The organism is Inquilinus sp. YAF38 (assembly GCF_052113205.1).
In the GTDB taxonomy this organism is placed as follows: Bacteria; Pseudomonadota; Alphaproteobacteria; order DSM-16000; family Inquilinaceae; genus Inquilinus.
On record NZ_JBFRCU010000068.1, the window covers coordinates 14,255 to 35,202 of the forward strand.

Annotated in this window: 19 protein-coding genes; 13 read left to right on the plus strand and 6 right to left on the minus strand. The window is 69.7% G+C overall.

Annotation, left to right across the window (positions count from 1 at the left end):
• Positions 1 to 64: 64 nt before the first annotated feature.
• Genes AB4Z01_RS25400 through lpxK form a run of 4 tightly spaced genes read left to right on the plus strand, consistent with a single transcriptional unit; the run spans position 65 to position 4,239 of the window.
• Positions 65 to 868, plus strand: coding sequence for a UDP-2,3-diacylglucosamine diphosphatase (locus AB4Z01_RS25400; protein WP_441698645.1), 804 nt, complete (start codon positions 65 to 67; stop codon positions 866 to 868).
• 57 nt (positions 869 to 925) lie between these two features.
• Complete coding sequence (locus AB4Z01_RS25405) at positions 926 to 1,930, plus strand: glycosyltransferase family 4 protein (RefSeq protein ID WP_441698646.1); 1,005 nt, start codon at positions 926 to 928, stop codon at positions 1,928 to 1,930.
• A gap of 16 nt (positions 1,931 to 1,946) precedes the next feature.
• Complete coding sequence (locus tag AB4Z01_RS25410; protein ID WP_441698647.1) at positions 1,947 to 3,218, plus strand: 3-deoxy-D-manno-octulosonic acid transferase; 1,272 nt, start codon at positions 1,947 to 1,949, stop codon at positions 3,216 to 3,218.
• Positions 3,219 to 3,231: 13 nt separating this feature from the next.
• Positions 3,232 to 4,239: a tetraacyldisaccharide 4'-kinase gene (gene lpxK, locus AB4Z01_RS25415; protein ID WP_441698648.1), complete on the plus strand. Its 1,008-nt coding sequence runs from the start codon at positions 3,232 to 3,234 to the stop codon at positions 4,237 to 4,239.
• A 45-nt stretch (positions 4,240 to 4,284) separates the two neighbouring features.
• Here the strand turns inward: lpxK and AB4Z01_RS25420 are convergent, their stop codons facing one another.
• From AB4Z01_RS25420 to AB4Z01_RS25430, 3 genes are all read right to left on the minus strand, one after another.
• On the minus strand, positions 4,285 to 6,768 hold the full coding sequence (locus tag AB4Z01_RS25420) for a beta strand repeat-containing protein (RefSeq protein WP_441698649.1): 2,484 nt from the start codon (positions 6,766 to 6,768) through the stop codon (positions 4,285 to 4,287).
• Positions 6,769 to 6,959: 191 nt separating this feature from the next.
• Positions 6,960 to 7,928 (minus strand): helix-turn-helix transcriptional regulator, encoded by a 969-nt coding sequence (locus AB4Z01_RS25425; RefSeq protein ID WP_441698650.1) that lies wholly within the window; start codon positions 7,926 to 7,928, stop codon positions 6,960 to 6,962.
• A gap of 77 nt (positions 7,929 to 8,005) precedes the next feature.
• The gene (locus tag AB4Z01_RS25430) at positions 8,006 to 8,818 is read right to left on the minus strand and encodes a class I SAM-dependent methyltransferase (protein ID WP_441698651.1); all 813 of its coding nucleotides are present in this window, start codon (positions 8,816 to 8,818) and stop codon (positions 8,006 to 8,008) included.
• Positions 8,819 to 9,128: 310 nt separating this feature from the next.
• Between AB4Z01_RS25430 and AB4Z01_RS25435 the strand changes: the two genes are divergently transcribed.
• From AB4Z01_RS25435 to rpmG, 6 genes are all read left to right on the plus strand, one after another.
• Positions 9,129 to 10,091, plus strand: a complete 963-nt coding sequence (locus tag AB4Z01_RS25435; protein WP_441698652.1) for a helix-turn-helix transcriptional regulator — start codon at positions 9,129 to 9,131, stop codon at positions 10,089 to 10,091.
• 179 nt (positions 10,092 to 10,270) lie between these two features.
• On the plus strand, positions 10,271 to 11,272 hold the full coding sequence (locus tag AB4Z01_RS25440; RefSeq protein WP_441698653.1) for an NADP-dependent oxidoreductase: 1,002 nt from the start codon (positions 10,271 to 10,273) through the stop codon (positions 11,270 to 11,272).
• 226 nt (positions 11,273 to 11,498) lie between these two features.
• The gene (locus tag AB4Z01_RS25445; protein ID WP_441698654.1) at positions 11,499 to 12,116 is read left to right on the plus strand and encodes a nitroreductase family protein; all 618 of its coding nucleotides are present in this window, start codon (positions 11,499 to 11,501) and stop codon (positions 12,114 to 12,116) included.
• 34 nt (positions 12,117 to 12,150) lie between these two features.
• Positions 12,151 to 12,537 (plus strand): carboxymuconolactone decarboxylase family protein, encoded by a 387-nt coding sequence (locus AB4Z01_RS25450; RefSeq protein WP_441698655.1) that lies wholly within the window; start codon positions 12,151 to 12,153, stop codon positions 12,535 to 12,537.
• Positions 12,538 to 13,122: 585 nt separating this feature from the next.
• Positions 13,123 to 13,980: a hypothetical protein gene (locus tag AB4Z01_RS25455; RefSeq protein WP_441698656.1), complete on the plus strand. Its 858-nt coding sequence runs from the start codon at positions 13,123 to 13,125 to the stop codon at positions 13,978 to 13,980.
• A gap of 215 nt (positions 13,981 to 14,195) precedes the next feature.
• Positions 14,196 to 14,363 carry a 50S ribosomal protein L33 gene (gene rpmG / locus AB4Z01_RS25460; protein WP_138890083.1) on the plus strand — a complete coding sequence of 56 codons (168 nt, stop codon included), beginning with the start codon at positions 14,196 to 14,198 and terminating at the stop codon, positions 14,361 to 14,363.
• A gap of 89 nt (positions 14,364 to 14,452) precedes the next feature.
• On the opposite strand, the gene AB4Z01_RS25465 is transcribed toward rpmG, so the two are convergent.
• Positions 14,453 to 14,818 carry a response regulator gene (locus AB4Z01_RS25465; protein ID WP_441698657.1) on the minus strand — a complete coding sequence of 122 codons (366 nt, stop codon included), beginning with the start codon at positions 14,816 to 14,818 and terminating at the stop codon, positions 14,453 to 14,455.
• Positions 14,819 to 14,985: 167 nt separating this feature from the next.
• Here AB4Z01_RS25465 and AB4Z01_RS25470 point away from each other — a divergent pair, with 167 nt between their 5' ends.
• Both AB4Z01_RS25470 and AB4Z01_RS25475 read left to right on the plus strand, forming a co-directional pair.
• Positions 14,986 to 16,284 carry a DNA polymerase IV gene (locus AB4Z01_RS25470; protein ID WP_441698658.1) on the plus strand — a complete coding sequence of 433 codons (1,299 nt, stop codon included), beginning with the start codon at positions 14,986 to 14,988 and terminating at the stop codon, positions 16,282 to 16,284.
• 122 nt (positions 16,285 to 16,406) lie between these two features.
• Positions 16,407 to 17,108, plus strand: coding sequence for a superoxide dismutase (locus AB4Z01_RS25475; protein WP_441698659.1), 702 nt, complete (start codon positions 16,407 to 16,409; stop codon positions 17,106 to 17,108).
• 3 nt (positions 17,109 to 17,111) lie between these two features.
• On the opposite strand, the gene AB4Z01_RS25480 is transcribed toward AB4Z01_RS25475, so the two are convergent.
• Both AB4Z01_RS25480 and aspS read right to left on the minus strand, forming a co-directional pair.
• Complete coding sequence (locus AB4Z01_RS25480; RefSeq protein WP_441698660.1) at positions 17,112 to 17,921, minus strand: EipB family protein; 810 nt, start codon at positions 17,919 to 17,921, stop codon at positions 17,112 to 17,114.
• Between the two features lie 54 nt (positions 17,922 to 17,975).
• On the minus strand, positions 17,976 to 19,775 hold the full coding sequence (aspS, locus tag AB4Z01_RS25485; RefSeq protein ID WP_441698661.1) for an aspartate--tRNA ligase: 1,800 nt from the start codon (positions 19,773 to 19,775) through the stop codon (positions 17,976 to 17,978).
• 176 nt (positions 19,776 to 19,951) lie between these two features.
• Here aspS and AB4Z01_RS25490 point away from each other — a divergent pair, with 176 nt between their 5' ends.
• Positions 19,952 to 20,938, plus strand: a complete 987-nt coding sequence (locus AB4Z01_RS25490) for an NUDIX hydrolase (RefSeq protein ID WP_441698662.1) — start codon at positions 19,952 to 19,954, stop codon at positions 20,936 to 20,938.
• Positions 20,939 to 20,948 lie beyond the last annotated feature (10 nt).

Consider the following 20,948-nt stretch of genomic DNA (forward strand, 5'->3'; position numbering starts at 1 on the left):
ATGTTGTTTGCCGACGACGCGTCGGTTATACGGACGGTATATGACCGCCGAAGGACCGCCGCCTATGGAACAGGTGACGCGCTACCGCACCATCTGGATCTCGGACGTCCATCTCGGCACCCGGGCCTGCAACGCCAGTCTCCTCCTCGACTTCCTGAAGCACACCGAGTCCGACACGCTGTACCTTGTCGGCGACATCGTCGACGGCTGGCGGCTGAAGAAGAGCTGGTACTGGCCGCAGCCGCACAACGACGTGATCCAGAAGCTGCTGCGCAAGGCTCGCAAGGGCACCCGCGTGCTGTACATCCCCGGCAACCACGACGAGGCGGCCCGCCAGTTCGTCGGCCAGAGCTTCGGCGATGTCGACCTCGCCGACGACTGCATTCACGAGACCGCGGACGGCCGCCGCTTCCTGGTGATCCATGGCGACCAGTTCGACGTCGTGGTGCGCTACGCCAAATGGCTCGCACATGTCGGCGACAAGGCCTATGAGCTGCTGCTGCACACCAACACCGTCCTCAACCTGGTGCGCCGCCGCCTCGGCTTCTCCTATTGGTCGCTCTCGGCCTATATGAAGCAGCGGGCCAAGCGCGCGGTCGAGTTCGTCGGCCGGTTCGAGATCGCGCTGGTCGAGGAGGCCAGGCGGCGCGGCGTGGACGGGGTGATCTGCGGCCACATCCACACCGCCGAGCTGAAGGACATGCAGGGCATGACCTATGTCAACGACGGCGACTGGGTGGAGAGCTGCACCGCGCTGGTGGAGCATGACGACGGCCGCCTGGAGATCCTGCACTGGGCGGACATCGTGGCGATCCGCGACGCGGCGGCGATGCCGGAGTCCGCGCTGAAGCCGCAGCGCGCCGCTTGAGCCGGGATCGGATATAGTCTCCGTGGACATGGCAGTGACGGGGCCGGCAGTCGGCTGATGCGGATCCTGAATATCAGCGACGCCTGGCTGCCCCAGGTCAACGGGGTGGTGCGCACCATCGAGTCGACCCGCGACGAGCTGCGCCGCCGCGGCCATGTGGTCGAGGTGATCGGCCCCGACCGCTTCACCTCGATCCCCTGCCCGACCTATCCCGAGATCCGCCTGGCGATCGGCCAGAGCCGGCGCATGGCCCGGCTGATCGACGAGTTCGACCCGGACGCCATCCACATCTCGACCGAAGGCCCGCTGGGCTGGGCGGCGCGGCGCTACTGCATCCGCCGGCGGCTGTCTTTCACCACCTCGTTCCACACCCAGTTCCCGGAATACGTCCAGCTGCGCACCGGCATGCCGCTGGCCTCGACCTACGCCCTGCTGCGGCATTTTCACCGTGCCGCCAGCGCCGTGATGGTGGCGACCGACACGCTGGAGCGGAACCTGCAGCACCGCGGCTTCCGCCGCCTGGCGCGCTGGAGCCGCGGCGTCGACACCGACCGCTTCCGCCCGGCCCAGCGCGGAGCCCAGGGGACTAGGCATGAGCGCCCGCGCCACCTCTATGTCGGTCGGGTGGCGGTGGAGAAGAACCTCGACGCCTTCCTGTCGCTGCCCCTGGACGGCGAGAAGGTGGTGGTCGGCGGCGGCCCGTCCCTGCCCGCCTTCCAGGCCCGCTACCCGGACGTCACCTTCACCGGGTCGAAGGAGGGGCAGGATCTGGTCGACGCCTATGCCGCCGCCGACGTCTTCGTCTTCCCGTCGCGCACCGACACCTTCGGCCTGGTGATGCTGGAGGCCCTGGCCTGCGGCGTGCCGGTCGCGGCCTATCCGGTGCAGGGCCCGGCCGACGTCATCGGCGACGCCCCGGTCGGCCGGCTGGACGAGGATCTCGGCCGTGCCATCCGCGAGGCCTTGAAGGTGCCATCGGAGGAGTGCCGCAGTTTTGCGCTGCGCTATTCCTGGGAGGCATGTACAGATCAGTTCCTGACTCATCTGCACCCCTTCCGATGACCCCGACCCAGTCTGGATGATCTACACGCTGTATCGTTGGCTGACCGACGCCGCCGGCCCCTTCGTGCCCCTGCTGCTGGCCCGGCGCACCGCCGCCGGCCGCGAGGACCCCGCCCGCCGCGGCGAGCGGCTGGGCCATGCCAGCATTCCCCGCCCGGCGGGCCCGCTGATCTGGGTCCATGCCGCCAGCGTCGGCGAGGTGCTGTCGGTGCAGGTGCTGGTGCGCCGCCTGCTGGAGCGCGACCCGCGCCTCTCGGTCCTGGTCACCACCGGCACCGTCACCTCGGCCCGGCTGATCGCCGAGCGGCTGCCGGACCGGGCGATGCACCAGTTCGCGCCGCTCGACCGCATGGCCTTCGTCCGCCGCTTCCTCGACCATTGGAAGCCGAACCTGGCGATCTGGGTCGAATCCGAGATCTGGCCGAACATGCTGATGGAGACCGAGAAGCGCGGCCTGCCGATCGCCCTGGTCAACGCGCGGATGTCTGAGCGGTCGTTCCGGCGCTGGCGCCGGCTGCCTCGGCTGATCCGCCGGCTGGTCGGCATCTTCCGGGTGATCCTGCCCTGGGACGAGCGCTCGGCCCGCAACTTCCGCGCCCTCGGCGCCCGCGGCGTCGGCCAGGTCGGCAACCTGAAATTCTCCTCCGACCCGCCGGATGCCGAGCTCGAGGCGCTGGCGGCAATGCGCGCCGCGATCGGCCGCCGCCCGGTCTGGCTGGCCTCCAGCACCCATGCGGGGGAGGAGGAGCAGATCATCCAGGCGCACAAGGCGCTGGCGGCGAAGCGCCCCGGCCTCCTGACCGTGCTGGCGCCGCGCCACCCCGATCGCGGCGAGGAGATCGCCGGCCTGGCCGAAGCAGCCGGCCTGCGCGCCGTCCGCCGCAGCCAGGCGAAGCTGCCCTGGACCGACACCGACATGCTGGTCGCCGACACCATCGGCGAGATGGGGATCTGGCTGCGGGTCTGCCCGGTCGCCTTCATCGGCGGCTCGCTGGTGCCGTTCGGCGGCCACAACCCGATCGAGGCGGCACAGCTCGGCGCCGCTCTGGTCTACGGCCCGCACATGACCAACTTCCCGGACATCACCGCCCAGCTCGGCCAGGCCCGCGGCGCCATGCCGGTGGGCGATGCCGCCGCCCTGACCGCCGCGGTCAACCGGCTGCTGGACGACCCGGTGGAGCGCCGCCGCATGGCCCGCGCCGCCGGCGCCGTGGCCCAGCGCAACCGCGGCGTGGTCTCCACCGTGATGGCGACGCTGGAGCCGCTGATCACGCCGATCCTGGCGTGACCGGGGACGCCGGATGAAAACCCCCGGCTTCTGGTATCGCCCGGAGGCGACGCCGGCGGCCCGGCTGCTGGCCCCGGCCGGCGCCCTCTACGACCTCGCCTCGCGCCTGCGCCGAGCCCTGGTCAAGCCGCAGCGGGCGCCGGTGCCGGTCATCTGCGTCGGCAATCTGGTGGCGGGCGGCGCCGGCAAGACCCCGGTGGCGCTGGCCCTGGCCCGCCGCCTGGCCGAGATCGGCATCGCCGTCCACGTCCTCAGCCGCGGCCATGGCGGCTCGCTGGCTGGGCCGGTACGGGTCGACCGGCATTCGGCCGCCGAGGTCGGCGACGAGCCGCTGCTGCTGGCCCGGGCGGCGCCGGCCTGGATATCGCGCGACCGCCCGGCCGGAGCCCGCGCCGCCGCGGCGGCCGGGGCGCAGCTGATCCTGATGGATGACGGCTTCCAGAATCCGAGCCTGGCCAAGGACCTGTCCTTCCTGGTGGTCGACGGCACGAGCGGTTTCGGCAACGGCCGGATCCTGCCCGCCGGCCCCCTGCGCGAACACCCGGAACATGGGCTCGCCCGGGCCGACGCCCTAGTGATCATGGGCCCGGATCGGGCCGGGATCCGCGTGCTGGCCGCCCGCCACGGCCCGCCGGGCCGGCTCGGCCTGCCGGCTCTGGGCGCCCGGCTGGTCCCCTCGCCCGAGGACGCCGCCCGGCTGCGCGGCCGCAAGGTCCTGGCCTTCGCCGGCATCGGCCGGCCGGAAAAATTCTTCGCCACCCTGGCCGAGCTGGGGGCGGAGATCGCCGGCGCCGTCCCCTACCCCGACCACCACGCCTACACCCCGGACGAGGTGATGCGCCTGGTCGAGACGGCGCAGGAGCGCGGCGCCGTGCCGGTGACGACCGAGAAGGACCTGGTCCGCCTGCCGCCCGAGGCCCGGCCGATGGTCGAGGCGCTGCGGGTCGAGCTGGTGTGGGACGACCCCGCCGCCGTCGACGCGGTGCTGGAGCCGGTGGTGCGGCAGGTCCTGCGCGACTGACCCGGGGCCGACGCCGCGCCCCCCCCGGGTCAGGGTCGAGGCCCGCTACAGCACGAAATCGGCCGCCTGCAGCGTGATGGCCCCGGTCAGGACGATGCTGAAATCGGCGATGCCGTCGCCGCTGACATCGCCGCTGACCGTCGTCTGGCTGCCGGAGACGACCGCGCGCAGCTCGCCCGCATTGTGGGTGAAGGCGGCGGCGCCGATGAAGCCGAACGCCTGGTCGTTCGCCACGCCGGTGTTCGCGTCGATCGACGCCAGATCGATCCTGTCGGCCTGGGCATGGCTGAAATCGGCGATCACGTCGGCAGCGTTGCCGACCGTGCTGTCGGCGATCGCGGCATAGACGAAGTGGTCGGCCCCGGCGCCACCGCCCAGCGTGTCCTTGCCGGCGGCACCCCGCAGCACGTCGTCGCCGGCGTTGCCGACCAGCGTGTTCGCCACGGCATTGCCGACCAGGATGTCGCCGACGTTGCTGCCATAGACCACTTCGATATCGGCCAGGGTGTCGCCCTGGGCATTGCCGCCGCTGCCGGTGCCGAGAGTCAGATCGACCGTCACGCCGACGGCGCTCTCGCTGTACATCGCGGTGTCGATGCCGTCCCCGCCCTGCAGGATGTCGGCCCCGGCTCCTCCTCGCACCGTATCGTTCCCGTCGTCGCCGACCAGCGTGTCGGCCCCGTTGCCGCCGCCAAGTGCATCGTTGCCGTAGCTGCCGACCAGTCCGTTGTCTGCGTCGTTGCCGAGGATGAGGTCGTCGACGTGGCTGCCATAGACGGTTTCGATGCTGCTCAGGATGTCGCCCTGGGCGTTGCCGCCGGTGCCGGTGCCGGCGACGAGATCGATCGTCACGCCGACGCTGCTCTCGCTGTACAGCACGGCATCGGTTCCGCCATCGCCGGCCAGCAGGTCGGCCCCCGCGCCCCCGCGCAGCACGTCATTGCCGTCGCCGCCAGTCAGCGTGTCGGCGCCGTCCATGCCCTGGAGGCTGTCGTTGCCGCCGAAGCCGGAGAGCACGTTGTCCACGGCCGAGCCGGTCAGCACGTCGCCGAAGCCCGTGCCCTGGATGTTCTCGATATCGGCGCCGATCAGATCGCCCTGGGCCTCGCCGCCCGTCGCCAGCTGCACCGTCAGGTTGACCGACACCCCGGCGGCGCCGTTGTAGTCGATCGTGTCGATGCCGCTGCCCCCGCTCAAAATGTCCGCCCCGGCCCCGCCCTGCAGGAAATCGGCGCCGGCGCCGCCGTTGAGCGTGTCGTTGCCCGCGAGACCGTAGAGACCATCGTCGCCGCCATAGCCGTCCAGAATATTGTTCGCGACCGACCCGGTCAGCCCGTCGCCGAAGCCGACCGTGCCCCGGAGGTTCTCGATATCGGCGCCGATCGCGTCGCCTTCGGCCTCGCCGCCCGAACCGGTGCCACCGATCGTCACGGTCACGCCCGCCGCGCCGTTGTAGTCGACGGTGTCGATGCCGGCGCCGCCGGTCAGGACATCCGCGCCGGCCCCGCCATCCATGAAATCGTCACCGCTGCCGCCATCCAGTACATCCTGGCCGCCCAGCCCATAGAGATGGTCGTTGCCGCCGAAGCCGGAGAGCCCATTGTCCGCGGCCGAGCCGGTCAGGGCATCGCCGAAGCCGTTCGTGCCGTGGATGTTTTCGATGTCGGTGCCGATCACGTCGCCCTGGGCCTCGCTGCTGCCCGTGCCGATGCCGCCGATGGCGACGGTCACCCCGGCGGCGCCGCTGTAGTCGACGGTGTCGATGCCGGCGCCGCCGTTCAACGTGTCCGCGCCGACGCCCCCTTGCAGGAAATCATTGCCGTCGCCGCCGCTGAGCACGTCGTCGCCGGCCTTGCCGTAGAGGAGGTCATCGCCGCTGAAGCCCCAGAGCCCGTTGACTGCGGCGGAACCGGTCAGGCCATCATTGCTGCCGGTGCCCTGGACATTCTCGATGTCGGCCCCGATCACATCGCCCTGGGCCTCGCCGCCGGACGCGGTCAGCGTCGTCAAATTGACGGTCACGCCGGCGCCGTTGTAGTCGATCGTGTCGATGCCGTCGCCACCGAGCAGCGTGTCCGCGCCGGTCCCGCCTTGCAGGAAATCGTTGCCGTCCTCCCCTTCCAGCGTGTCGTTGCCGGCAAGGCCGAACAGGTGATCATCGCCCTGGAGGCCGACGAGGATGTTGTCTGCCGCCGATCCGGTCAGATAATCGCTTGAGTTCGCGCCAGAGATGTTCTCGACATCGGCGCCGATCACGTCGCCCGCGGCGCCGCCCGAACCGGTGCCGCCGATCGTGACGACCACGCCAACCACGGTGGTGTCGTAGGAGAGCCAATCGATGCCGGCGCCGCCGTTCAGCGTGTCCGCCCCGGCGTCACCCTGCAGCGAATCGTTGCCGTCGCCACCATTGAGAATGTCGTTGCCGTCCGCGCCGAAAAGATGATCGTTGCCGGCCAGGCCGTTGATCGTATCGCCGGCCGCGGTGCCGGAAAGAGTGTTGTTCCCGGCGTCGCCGTTAATCGTCGACATCAAATGTCCTCATCCCTGCAAGCGAGGCTGCCGAATGGGTTCGCCCCGGAGATCGGGAGGCGCCACGCATCGCCCCTGCCGATGATTCGGCAGGGTTGGCCGATTGATCGCATGGCCGAGCGGGACGTGTCTTGGACCGGACGGCACCGGAATTGACTCGCGGTGCAGTCCGCATGCCGACGCCTGGTCGCCTATCGCATTGCGGTCGGCGTGCAGCCGAAGCGGCGCCGGAAGCAGCGGTTGAAGTAGGAGACGTCGCTGAAACCGGCCGTGAGGGCGAGATCGCCGATGCGCAGGGCATCGGATCGCCGGTCGCCGAGCAGGATCGCGGCCCGCTGCAGGCGCAGCTCCAGCACGCGCTCCGCGAACCCCGCCCCGGTCTGCTGCAGCAGGTCGTGGAGGTACCGCACGGAGAGGCCGAGGCGGCGCGCCAGTGACGCCGCCGAGAAGCCCGGCTCGGTGTAGCCGTCGCGGATGCCGGCGAGCACCGCGTCGGTCCGCGCCGCACGCAGGCCCCGCGACGCCACCTGCCCCGCCGCCTCTCCCCTGCCGCCAAGGACGAGCGTGAGGAGGCCCAGCAGGGTGGTCGAGATATGGGCGGCCAGGGCGGGATCGCCGTCGGCCGGGACCTCGCCCACGAGCTTGAGATAATTGCGCAGGAAGGCCAGCGCGGCATTGGAGCGGCCGATGGCGAGAAGATCGTCCACGCCGCCGACCGTCCCCCGCATCAGTTCCCCCGGCACGATCAGGTTCTGCCAGACGTGAATTCCGTCCCGCGCCGGCTCGCCGCCGACCAGCGAGCCGCATTCCTGCGCCGAGATCAGCGCGGCCGCGCCCGGCGCCAGCGCCATCTCGCGCCCGACATGCAGGCCGCCGACCATGCCGGCGCCCGCATTGATCATCAGGCAATAGACATCCTGGCCGTCGGCCTGGAGGTCGTGCGGGGTCCGCGTGACGCTGTGCACCGTGCCGCTGAAGCGGCCGAGCCCGACCGCACCGTAGAACGCGATCTCGAGCTCCGCCCGAAAGGGGGCGTCGTCCGAGATCCTGATGTCGAAGGATCCGATATTGGCGACGTAGAGATCGCGCCACAGCGAGAAGCGCGACCGCTCGTCAAGGTCATGCGGCAGGGCCTGGGACGAGAAACGGATGCCCTGCATCGCCAACGTCCCCGTAAGAACTAGAATATTTTCATATGCATGTTAGGCCTCCCGGCGCCGTCGGACAATGCTTGCGGCTACTGGCGTGGCTCCCGGCGCGGCGCGCCCCAGCTCAGGGTCGAGACCATGGTGAGATCCAGCTGCCCGTCGGTCGCGAAGGGACGCAGCAGCGCCTCGAGCTCGCGGTCGAATTCGGTGGCCAGGGCCTCGCCCATCACGGCGCGGCTCCAGGTCGCGCGCGAATGCTGGCCGCGGATGAACTCGGCGAGACCCTGCCGGACCGTGAACGAAAATTCCTTGCGGCCGGCGATGTCCATCCAGGCCTCGTGGCGCCCGGCCTCCGCCGCGGCGCCGGCCGGATCGTAGCGGCCGCCGACCCGGGCGAGCCACCGCGCCAGGAACGCCGTCCAGGCTTCGTCACCGCAGGGCGCGACCGCCGGCTCGTCGCCGCCGATCACCGCCAAGGTCCCGGTCCAGCCCGCCAGCTTCGGGAACACCGCTTGGTGGTCGAGCCAGTGGATCGATGTGCCGGCCGTGACCAGGTCGAAGCCGCGATCGGTCCGGTACGCCTCGGCCGTGTCGCAGGTCCAGGCGATGCCGCCATGCCGGCCGGCATCCGCAGCCCGGCCGGCGTCGATCATCGCCGCGGAGGGATCCAGCGCCACCACCTCGGCGAAGTGATCGGCCAGGACGATGGCGACCTTGCCCGGCCCGCAGCCCAGATCCAGCGCCCGGCCGCGCCCCGCCACCTGTCCGAGCAGGAACGCGTACAGTTCCGGCGCATAGGGCGGTCGGGCCGCATAGCAGCGGGCGACATCGGCATCGGCAAAGGCCGAGGCGACGGCCCGGCGCGCCGAGGGGCTGGTGGCGATGCGCCCGGGACGATGCATGGGGCCTCCGCTGGTCGACGGGCCATGATAGCCCGCACGCCGGAAATATCGAGCCGGCGCGCCCATGATCCCGAGCGACGGGTCTTCCGCCGGCCGACCGCATTCGGCTCGAAGCGGGACTTCTCCGCGAAGGTGTTGGATGTCTGCCCCACTATCCTTTTGCGACATTCGGGGCCCGCCGCGCTCATTCGGACTGAACGCTTGCGTCGGTAGTGCTAGCGGATTTACAGGTTGGTCTTGTAAGCAGGTTGCCATGCGAAACGCGCCCAGATCGCGGGCCGGAAGCGGACAGGGGGAGCGGACCGATTCGTTGATCGCCGGCTCTGCCTCGAAGCTCTCCACCGCCGACCTCAACAGCCTCATGCGGGCGCTTGAGATCGATGTCATCGCTCTTACCGAGATGTTGATTCCATCGGGCCATCGCGCCGAGATGGGGACGATCGACGCGCCGGCGATCCATTACACAGTCAGCGGCAGGGGACGGATCTCGATCGGCAATGGGCCTTCGATGCCGCTCGAGCCCCATCTGCTCATCATCAAACCTCCGAACTTGCCGTTCGCGATCGAAGTCGACGGAGCCGGCGGCCCGAAGACGCTCATCACCCGCGATTGCTGGACGCGGCATGACGGCGTGTTGCGCATCGGCATGCCGGCCGCGCAGCCTGAAATCATCCAGATCTGCGGCTTCTTCAACGCATCCTTCGGCCATTCCGTCGGCTTGTTTCGCGAATTGCGGGAGCCGGTGGTCGAGAAATTCGAGCCGACCGACAAGATCGGCCTGAAGCTTCGCGAAGCGGTCGAGGAGCTTGGCGCGCAGGAGCTCGGCATGGGCGCCATGACGGCGTCCCTGCTGAAGCAGGTCATCGTCGCCCTGGTGAGGCGGTCGATGAAGTCCTCGCACAGCTGGACCGACCGGTTTTCGATTCTGGCGGACCGGCAGATCACGCGTGCCTTCGCCGACATGGTGGCGCGTCCGGGGGCCGCCCATACGGTCCAGAGCCTGGCGCACAGCGCCGGTCTGAGCCGGTCGGCGTTCATGGCGCGGTTCTCGGAGATCTTCGGCCGCTCGCCGATGGCCGTCGTTCGGGATCTCAGGATGCGGCAGGCGGCGGTCGATCTCACGACGACGTCGGCTCCGGTCGATGTCGTCGCCTACAACGCCGGCTACGAGAGCCGCTCGAGCTTCGTGCGAGCCTTCCGCAAAGCCTACAATGTCGATCCCAGCGAGTACCGGCAGAGCGTGAAGACCGGCGAGGGCGATAGGGGCGCTTGAGCCAAACACCGCGCTTCGAGGCAGCTCTCCCGCCGTGAGCTCGTACCCATCCGCGCCGCGACCCGACCGAGCTCTTTCCCGACCTTGCACCAGATGCGCGCACGTCTGGCGCGCTGATCCTCGACACCGGCCGGCTCCGGATTCCAGAATGCGTGTCCGCTCGTCCAGGGACGCCCGACGTGGGTTTCATCGCGCCGGCACCGGTGGCAGCGTGGCTTCACGATTTGGAAGTCGACGCGCTACCGCGCACAGGCAGGTGGACGATGAAGGCAATCATTGTGACGGACCAGGCGGCGGGAACGGCCGGGATGACGCTGGCCGAGCGGCCCGCGCCGCAGGCCGCGATCAACGACGTCGTCGTTGAGGTTCATGCGTCGGGATTCGTCCCGACTGAGCTGGCGTGGCCCTCGACCTGGACTGATCGCCTCGACCGTGACCGAACACCGTCGATCCCCGGGCACGAGCTGGCCGGAGTGGTCACCGCTCTCGGCTATGGCACGACGGGGCTGTCGGTGGGACAGCGGGTGTTCGGCCTCGCCGACTGGTATCGCGACGGCACCCTGGCGGAACACATAGCGATCGAGGCTCGCAACCTCGCGCCGCTGCCGGGCGACGTCGACTTCACGGTGGGCGCGAGCCTGCCGATCTCGGGCCTGACCGCGTGGCAGGGATTGTTCCAGCACGGCCGCCTGCAGGCGGGGCAGAGCGTCCTCGTGCACGGCTCGGCCGGCGCAGTCGGGTCGATGGTGATCCAGCTTGCAAAGGAGTCCGGCGCCTACGTCATCGGCACCGGACGCGCGGCCGACCGTCAGGCGGCGCTCGACTTCGGCGCTGAGGAATTTGTCGATCTCGACAACGATGGCCTGGAGGACGTCGGCGCCATCGATCTGGTGTTCGATGGCATCGGCGGTGACATCGGGAAGCGGTCCGCAGCCCTGATCCGAGCCGGAGGAACGCTGGTGTCCATCGTCGGGCCGGTCGAGGCCCGGCCTGCCGACGGCCTGGCGGTCGACTTCGTTGTCGAATCCGATCGCGCCCAGCTGGGTGAGATCGTCCAGCGGGTGCGGGACGGGCGACTGCGAACGCATATCGGCACCGTCTCGACCCTCGACGATGCCGTCGCCGCCTTCAACCCGACCGGGCGACGCCGGGGCAAGACGATCATTCGCGTCCGTCCCTAAAGCGACACGCACCTATCGATGCATGCGGCCGGCCGGCGCTGCCGGAACGGCCGGCTGCGTCCGCTTGGACGCGCCCGGGGCAACCCGGGAAGCGATCCATGGCTTCTGGAATGAGATGCCGAACAGGCTCCGTCCCAGCAGCATTTGCAGAAGAGAGAGCGAGATCGCTCTTTCACTTCAAACCATCCCTTGACCCATAGAACTCACCATGACCAACGGACACGCCATGGCCAACKCCGTCATCGACTGTATTTTGAGCCGCAGCGCCGCCAAGTACTACGACCCTGCTGCCACCTTGAGCGACGACCAGATCCGTGAGCTGGTGCGGATCGGCACCACCGCGCCGACATCCTTCCACCTGCAGAACTGGCGCTTCATGGCCGTCCGCACGCCCGAAGCCAAGGCCCGGCTGAAGCCGATCGCCTGGAACCAGCCCCCCATCACCGAAGCGTCCGTCACCTTCATCATCTGCGGCCAGCTGGCCGATTCCAGCGTGATCCCGGAGCGCCTGGCGCCGCTGGTGGAAGCCGGGATCATGCCGGCAGCGATGGTGCCGGAATGGGAGATCCCGGCACGCGGCCTGTATCGGGAGTACCCGCAGCGCCAGCGTGACGAGGCCGTGCGCTCCGGCGCCATCGGCGCGACGGCGATGATCTATGCGGCCCGCTCGCTGGGCCTGGGTTCGACGCCGATGATCGGTTTCGATGCCGAAGCGGTGGCCCGCGAGTTCGGACTGGCCGCGGACGAGGTGCCGGTCATGCTGCTGTCCGTCGGGGCGGAGCGTCCGGGAAACTGGCCGCAGAAGCCGCGCCGTCCGGTGGCCGAAGTGCTGGACCTCGTATGATCCCTCATAAAATCAGCAACTTGCGGAGAATACGATGGCAAGAGCCGCGGCTCTCAGGCCGGACCAGGTGCCGGCCGATTCCAAGCCGACTCTCGATACGTTCACCAGGAATATCGGGTTCACCCCGAACATGATGGCGACCTTCGCGCAGAGCCCGATCGCGTTCAACGCATGGGCCAATCTGCTCGGTTCCTTGAGCAAGGCGCTCGATGTGAAGACGCGTGACAGCATCGGCCTCGCTGTTTCTGAAGTGAATGGCTGCAACTACTGCCTGACGGTCCACAGCTTCACGGCCGAGCATATGGCCAAGCTGCCGGCCGATGAGATTGTTCTCGCGGAAGGGCCATGCCCGCGACCCGAAGCGGAACGCCGCTATCCAGTTTGCGCGCAAGGTCATCGAGACGCGAGGCAATGTCGGTGACGCCGATCTGAAAGCCATCCGCGATGCCGGCTACACGGATGCGAATGTCATGGAGATCGTCGCGCTGGTGGCCATGTACTCCCTGACGAACTTTTTCAATAACGTGTTCGATCCCGAGAAGGACTTTCCCGCCGTTACGCCGGCCGGCTCGATCTGAACTTTACCTGGTCGTGTCGACCATCTCCGAGAATCGTTGGAGACTTCATGTGAATCGAGCGTAACGCCAAGCCCAGATGCACCCGGAAGAAATTCTTGGGAGCCTCTGGGTTGTTCGTATGGGTAGCGCGCGACATCTTTTCCGTCGCTCGATGACTGTCTTTATCTCGGACGTCGGCACCGCGATCGGAACCTCCGTTTTGTTCGGAAACGGTCATTCGACGACCTCGGTCGCGGCTCCACTTCTCACCCTTCGCGGTCGATCCGGTCGTCTGCCAAGACACCCGCCCGTCGTGCTGAAACACGCCCGGCCATAGTCGCCCGCGATCGCGAAGCGCCGCCGCGATCCAGCTTGCCGCCGCCCGCATCGGCTTGAGTTAACGCAATGTTCATTGCGTGACCTCACGCTCTTCGTTCATGCTACGTTCCATGGAGCCCGCACCAGCAGATCTCGACGTCCAGGCCTTCTGCCGCAGCCTCGCGCTGCAGCAGATCCAGATGCTCACGCGCCTGGCCGAGATCGCCATGCAGCTGGCCGAGGGCGAAGGCGTCCGTGCCATCACGGCCCAGGCCCGTGCCGCACAGCCGAAGGCCGACGAGGTCGCAGTGCAGACGGCCCGGGCCGAGGCGCAGGAGGCCGGGCTGGCCTTCARCCGCTTCTCCCGCACCGTGCAGCGCTCCCTGGCGCTGCGCGCCCGTGCCGCCGACACCCTGTGCGCCCGCGAGAAAACCCAGGCCGCCGAGCGCGAGGCCACCCGCGARGCCCGCCGTGACGCTCAGCGCTACCAGGTCGAGGARACCCTGCACGCGGTCATCTGGCAAGAGATCAGGGATCCCCGCCGCGCCGCSGCCCTCCAGGATGAGCTCGATGAGCGGGTCGACGAYCTCTACGACGGCGACGACGCGGTCGAGGACCGGCCGCTCGGCTCGGTGATGGCCGGGCTGGCCTGCGGCCTCGGCATCACCGAGGAATGGCGCCGCTGGGCCGGCCCCTGGCAGACCACGCCGCGSCCGGCCCSGCCGGCCGGCAGCGACGCCGAGATCCAGGCCGAGCGGGACCGGCGCCGGGACGCCGCCCGCGCCGTGGTCCAGCGGGCTGTCGCCACGCTCGACCCGGCCCGCATCCCGGGGCTCAAGGCCGGGCTGGCGGTCCGGCTGCAGGAAGCCGACGTCATCARATGGTTCGATACCGAGACCACCTACACCATCGCCGAGCGCCTCTCACGCTCCCTCGGCATCGACCCCCATCCCTGGCTCCACACCAAAACCGCACCCGACACCGGGTGAGCGGCAGAGCGGCCTTTCCCTCAAAAAACCGTCATCCCCGCGAAAGCGGGGATCTCGTCCCACTCCGGCGGAAAGAGATTCCCGCTTTCGCGGGAATGACGACTAAAGGGAAGGCCAGGCCATCGCCGCGCTTGACTCGGGCGGCGCGGACGCTATGGTGCGCGCTTCCCGGCCCGTGATGCGGCGCCGAGCAGAGTCATATTGGGACCAGCATCATGGCCAAGCCGAGCACCATCAAGATCCGCCTGAACAGCACCGCGGACACCGGTTTCTTCTACGTCACCACGAAGAACCCGAAGACCAAGACCGAGAAGCTGACGCTGAAGAAGTACGACCCGGTCGTGCGCAAGCATGTCGACTTCAAGGAAGGCAAGATCAAGTAAGGACCGCCGTCCGGTCGCCTGACCGGATGCCGCTCTGCGCTTGACCGACCAGGCCCCGCCGGCGGCGGGGCTTTTTGCTTGCCCGCGTGTCAGTCCAAATGGCGGCGCACGGTGGCGATGAAGCCGGCGACGCTGATCGGCTTCGAGATGTAGTCGTCGCAGCCGCCGGCGCGCACCATCGCCTCGTCGCCCTTCATCGCCAGCGCCGTCACCGCGATCACCGGGATCGTCGCCAGATCCGGATCGGCCTTGAGCCACCCCGTGACCTCCAGCCCCGAGATCTCCGGCAGCTGGATGTCGAGCAGGATCAGGTCCGGCCGGTGCGCCCGGGCCAGCGCCATCACCTCCGACGCGCTGTCGGTGCCGACCGTGGCGTAGCCATTGGCCTCGAGCACATCGACGAACAGCTTCCGGTTGAGCGCGTTGTCCTCGACGATCAGCACGGTCTTCGGCATGGCCCATCCCCCCGGCATCCGAGTCCGATGCCCCCAGACGGCAGAATCGGCCGCCCCCCCCTGCCTTGTAAAGGCTGCCGCACGCGCATCGCGGTGACCGGTGCATATCCGGTACAAAACGGGTACAATTACGCCATGTCCGATCCCATGGCACCGCGGCCGGCGCGATGACCCCGAAGCCGGACCGGTCCAGCCTGCTGCCCGGCCTGTGCCGGGACTGCGGCACGCATCCGCCGCCGGGCGCGCGGCGCTGCCCCCGCTGCGGGTCGCCGCGCCTGATCCGGCATGCCGAGCTGCACGCGCTGAGCATCGCCCATCTCGACTGCGACGCCTTCTACGCCACGGTGGAGAAGCGCGACCGGCCGGATCTGGCGGACCGGCCGGTGATCGTCGGCGGCGGCGTGCGCGGCGTGGTCGCCGCCGCCTGCTACGTCGCCCGGCTGTACGGCGTCCGCTCGGCCATGCCGATGTTCAAGGCGCTGGAGGCCTGCCCCGACGCCGTGGTGCTGCGCCCGGACATGGCGAAATACGCCGGGGTCAGCCGGCAGATCCGCGCCCTGTTCCTGGCGGCGACACCGAAGGTCGAGCCGCTGTCGCTGGACGAGGCCTTCCTCGACCTCAGCGGCACCCAGGCGTTGCACGGCCGCAGCCCGGCCGAGACCTGCGCCGACATTGCCCGCCGGGTCGAGCGCGAGATCGGCGTCACCCTGTCGATCGGGCTGGCGCCGAACAAGATGCTGGCCAAGATCGCGTCCGACCTGGATAAGCCGCGCGGCTTCGCCGTGATCGGCCGTGCCGACGCCATGGCCTTCCTGGCCGACAAGCCGGCCGGGATCATCCCCGGCGTCGGCACGGTGATGCGCGAGAAGCTGTTCAGCGACGGCATCCGCACCGTCGGCGACCTGCGCCGGCTGGACGAAGGCGCGCTGGTCCGCCGCTTCGGCGTGTTCGGCCGCCGCCTGTATCGTTACGCCCGCGGCGAGGATCAGCGGCCGGTCGACCCGGACGGCGAGACCAAGAGCGTCTCGGCCGAGACCACCTTCGCCACCGACATCCAGCATTCGCAGGCGCTGCTGCGCGAGCTGTGGCCGCTGTGCGAGACCGTGGCCGCCCGGCTGAAGAAGCACGACCTGGCCGGCGGCACCGTGGTGCTGAAGCTGAAGACCGCCAGCTTCCGCCAGCTGACCCGCAGCCACCGCCTGGCCGACCCGACCCAGCTGGCCGAGGCGATCTGGCGCGTCGCCGTGCCGATGGTGGAGCAGGCTGCGTCCGGCGAGGCCTTCCGGCTGATCGGCATCGGCTGCACCGACCTGGTCGAAGGCCGCCTGGCCGACCCGCCGGACCTGCTGGACCCCGCCCCCGCCCGCCGCCGCGCGGTCGAGGAGGCGATGGACGAGATGCGCCGCAAGCTAGGCCCCGACGCCATCGCCAGGGGCCGCTCCGGCCTGCCGCGGCGCCCGGGATAGGGCCGTCGCGTCCTTCCGCCGCGGCGGATCCCCCTGGGCGCCGGACCCCAGTCGGGAGAAGACTGCGCCCCATCTGCTCGACTCGCCGGCTCGGACCGGCGCCCAACCGAGGAAGCCTTGCGATGAACCGACGTGAAGCCCTGACGCTGGGCGGCGCCGCCGCCCTCGCCGCCACCGCCGTCCGGATCGGCGCCCCTGCCCTGGCTCAGACCGCTGCGGCGCCAGCGTCCGGCCCGTTCAAGCAGCCGCCGCTGCCGTTCAAGGAGGACGCGCTGGCGCCGACCATCGGCGCCGAGACCGTCGGCCTGCACTACGGCAAGCACCACAAGGCCTATTTCGACGCGCTGAACAAGCTCGCCGCCGGCACGCCCTATGAAGCGATGACCCTGGCCGAGGTGGTGGCGAAGTCGGCCGCGGCCAAGGATGCGGCGGTGTTCAACCAGGCCGGCCAGGCCTGGAACCACAACCTGTACTGGGAGCAGTTCACCCCCGGCGGTCCCAAGGCGCCGCAGGGCCGGCTGGCCGACGCCATCGGCGAGTCCTTCGGCGACCAGGCCGGGCTGGTCAAGGCCACCACCGACGCCGCCGCCAAGGTGTTCGGCAGCGGCTGGGTCTGGCTGGTGGCCGATGCCGGCAAGCTGGCCCTGGTCGGCACCTCGAACGCCGACTCGCCCTTCGCCCATGGCGGCCAGCCGCTGTTCGGCATCGATGTCTGGGAGCACGCCTACTATCTGGACTACCAGAACCGCCGCGCCGACCACGTCAAGGCGGTGCTGGAGACCCTGGTCAACTGGTCGGTGGTGTCGGACCGGCTGGGGGCGTGAGCCTCAGTCGCAGTGCGGCGCGTCGATCGGCTCCAGCGTGTCCAGCTTCGCCGCCATGGCGAAGTCGCCATAATCGATCACGATCCGGTCGGCGATGCCGTTCTCGAACAGGCGTTGGCGCAGCTCGTAATCGGGCTGCTCCGCGCTCTTGTCCTTGTCGGCCTTGCCGACGGTGAAGAAGGCCATGACGATCGGGTGCGACGGCCCCTGCCGCAGCGCATCGGCCGCGGGGTCGCCCGGCTGGGTGCGGCCGATCGCGACGCTGACATATTGCGGCCCGTCGGTGGAGCTGCCGTCGAAGAAACCGGCGGTGAAGATCGGCTGGCCCTGCCGCATCGCCTCGACCAGCCGCTGCATATGCGTGGTCGGGAACAGGCTGCCCGCCGGCAGCGCCTGCTTCAGATCGGCCGGCGTCTTGTACACGGCGTCGCCGCCCGCGGCCCCGTCCAGTCGCGCCGTGCCGCGGATATCCTCCTTGTCCTCGCCATTGGTCGAGGAGCTGAGATTATAGGTCAGCTCGTGCCCGTCGGCGGATTCCCAACCGGCATAGCGGGTCTTGCGGGTCAGCGTGTCGCCCGAGGCGTAGACCATCGCCACCTGGTAGTCCTGCTCGAAGCTGGAGCCGTCGCAGGCCGCGGCCCAGCGATACTCCATCTTGCCCTCGATCGAGATCACGCTGCGCTGCCCGCGCGTCATGTCGAGGGTCAGGGAATACACCGCCCGGTGCGGCTGCAGCGCCGCCGCCGGGGCGGCCTGGGCCGCGCCGGACAGCAGCAGGAGGACGAAGGCGGCGGATGGTGCGATGCGGGACATGCGCCATCTGAGCCCGAGGCGCGGGCCGACGCAAGCGCCGCAGCGCGGCCCGCCTCAGTTCGCCTTCTTCGGCAGGTCCAGCTTGATGTGCAGCTCCTTCAGCCGGGCCGGGTCGACCTCGGCCGGGGCGCCCATCAGCAGGTCCTCGGCGCGCTGGTTCATCGGGAAGGCGATGACCTCGCGAATGTTCGGCTCGTCCGCCAGCAGCATGACGATGCGGTCGATGCCGGGGGCCGAGCCGCCATGCGGCGGGGCGCCGAAGCGGAAGGCCGACAGCATGCCGCCGAACTTCGCCTCCAGCACGTCGCGGTCGTAGCCGGCGATCTCGAACGCCTTGATCATGATCTCCGGCTTGTGGTTCCGGATCGCGCCCGAGGACAGTTCGGTGCCGTTGCAGACGATGTCGTACTGGAACGCGTTGATGGTCAGCGGGTCCTGCGTCTCGAGCGCCTCCAGCCCGCCCTGCGGCATCGAGAACGGGTTGTGGCTGAAGTCGATCTGCCCGGTCTCCTCGTTCAGCTCGTACATCGGGAAGTCGACGATCCAGCAGAACTCGTAGCGGTCCGGGTCGATCAGCTCCAGCTCCTGGCCGATCTTGGTGCGGGCGAAGCCAGCCAGCTTGGCGGCCGCAGCCTCCAGGTCGGCGACGAAGAACACCGCGTCGCCATCCTCGGCGCCGGTGGCCTCGCGCAGCGCCCCTTGAGCTCCCGCCTCCAGGAACTTGGCGATCGGGCCCTTGCCGGCGCCGGCCTCGAACACGAGGTAGCCGAGGCCCGGCGCCCCCTGCTCCTGCGCCCAGCCGTTCAGCTTGTCGAAGAAGCTGCGCGGCTTGTCGGCGACCTTCGGCGCCCGGATGGCGCGGACCACGCCGCCCTTCTCGATCACGCCCTTGAAGGCGCGGAAGGTCACGTCCTCGCGGGCGAAGACGGCGGTGACGTCGGTGATCACCAGCGGGTTGCGCAGGTCCGGCTTGTCGTTGCCGTATTTCAGCATCGATTCGGCATAGGGAACGCGCGGGAACGGGCCGGCGGTGACCGCCCGCTTGGTGCCGGTGAAGCCCGAGAATTCCTCGAACACGCCGCGCAGCACCGGCTCGATGGTCTGGAACACGTCTTCCTGGGTGACGTAGCTCATCTCGAAATCGAGCTGGTAGAACTCGCCCGGGGACCGGTCGGCGCGGCCGTCCTCGTCGCGGAAGCACGGCGCGATCTGGAAGTAGCGGTCGAAGCCGGCCACCATCAGCAGCTGCTTGAACTGCTGCGGCGCCTGCGGCAGGGCGTAGAACTTGCCGGGGTGCTGGCGGGCCGGCACCAGGAAGTCGCGCGCGCCCTCCGGGCTCGACGCCGTCAGGATCGGCGTCTGGAACTCGCGAAAGCCTTGGCTGATCATGCGGCGGCGGATCGAGGAGATGACCTCGCTGCGCAGCACGATGTTGCGCTGCATCTTCTGCCGGCGCAGGTCGAGGAAGCGATGGCGCAGGCGGACATCCTCGCCGGCATCCTCGTCGGACGAGACCTGCAGCGGGATCACCTGGGCGGCCGACTGCAGCACGAAATCGTCGATCCGCACCTCGATGCCGCCGGTCGGCAGCTTGTCGTTGGCGGTCTCGGCGCTGCGCTTGACCACGGTGCCGGTGATGGTGACGACGCTCTCGACCCGCACCGCCTCGGCCGCCGGGAAATGCGGGCTGTCGGTGTCGACCACGCATTGCGTCAGGCCGTAATGGTCGCGCAGGTCGAGGAACAGCAGATTGCCATGGTCGCGCTTGCGATGGACCCAGCCCGACAGGCGGACGGTCTCGCCGGCCTGTTCGGGACGGAGCTGGCCGCAGGTGTGGGTGCGGTAGGCGTGCATGGGATCGCTCTCGGACCAGGGCAGAAACGCCGGTCAGTGACACTGCACGCGTCGCCCTGTCAAGCCACGGCTCGACGGCCCTGCCCGATTCCCCGCGGCATATCCCCGGAGAGTCATCGAGCCGACGCCCACGCATGCTATCCTGGCCGCATGAGAGTCGAGGCTTCGAAACCAGCATGGCCGGCGTGACGGCCGGGGCGCAGCGGGCGCCGCAATCTCCCCAGAGCCGGGCCGCCCAGGACCGGGTGACGGTCGACCTGTCGGCCGTGGTCGTGGCGGTGGCCGGGGAGACGCCGCGGGTACTGGCGCTGCGCGGGCCGGACGGGGTCGACGCCCTGCCGGCCGGCCCGCTGGAGCCGCGGCACCGGACGCTGGAGCTGGGGCTGCGTGCCTGGGTCGAGGCCCAGACCGGGCAGCCGCTGGGTTATGTCGAGCAGCTGTACACCTTCGGCGACCGCGACCGGCACCTGGCCGGGCCGGGCCGGGTGCTGTCGGTCGGCTATCTGGCGCTGCTGCGCGAGGCGGCGCCGGCGGGCGACAGCTTGTGGAGCGACTGGTACCGCCACTTCCCCTGGGAGGACCGCCGCAGCGGCCGCCCGGAGCTGCTGGACCGGATCGAGCCGGCGCTGGCCGACTGGGTCGCGGCAGCGCCGGCCGAGCCGGAGCGGCGGCGGCGCGAGGCGCGGCTGCGTCTCGCCTTCGGCGTCGGCGGCCTGCCCTGGGGCGAGGAGCGGGTGCTGGAGCGCTACGAGCTGATGTACGAGGCCGGGCTGGCCGCCGAGGCGCATCAGGACGGCAGCAACCCCACCTGCCCCGTCCTGGCCGAGGGTGCGCCGATGGCGGCCGACCACCGCCGCATCCTGGCCACCGCAATCGGCCGGCTGCGCGGCAAGATCAAGTACCGGCCTGTGGTGTTCGAGCTGATGCCGCCGACCTTCACCCTGTCGCAGCTTCAGCGCACGGTCGAGGCGCTGGCGGGCTTGCGCCTGCACGCCCCGAACTTCCGCCGCCTGGTCGACAGCCAGGGGCTGGTGGAGGAGACCGGCGAGGTCGCCGGCGGCACCGGCGGCCGCCCGGCCCGGCTGGTCCGCTTCCGCCGCGAGGTGCTGCAGGAACAGCCCGAGCCGGGGGTCAGGCTGCCGCTGTCGCGCCGGCCGGGGTGATCCCGGCCGC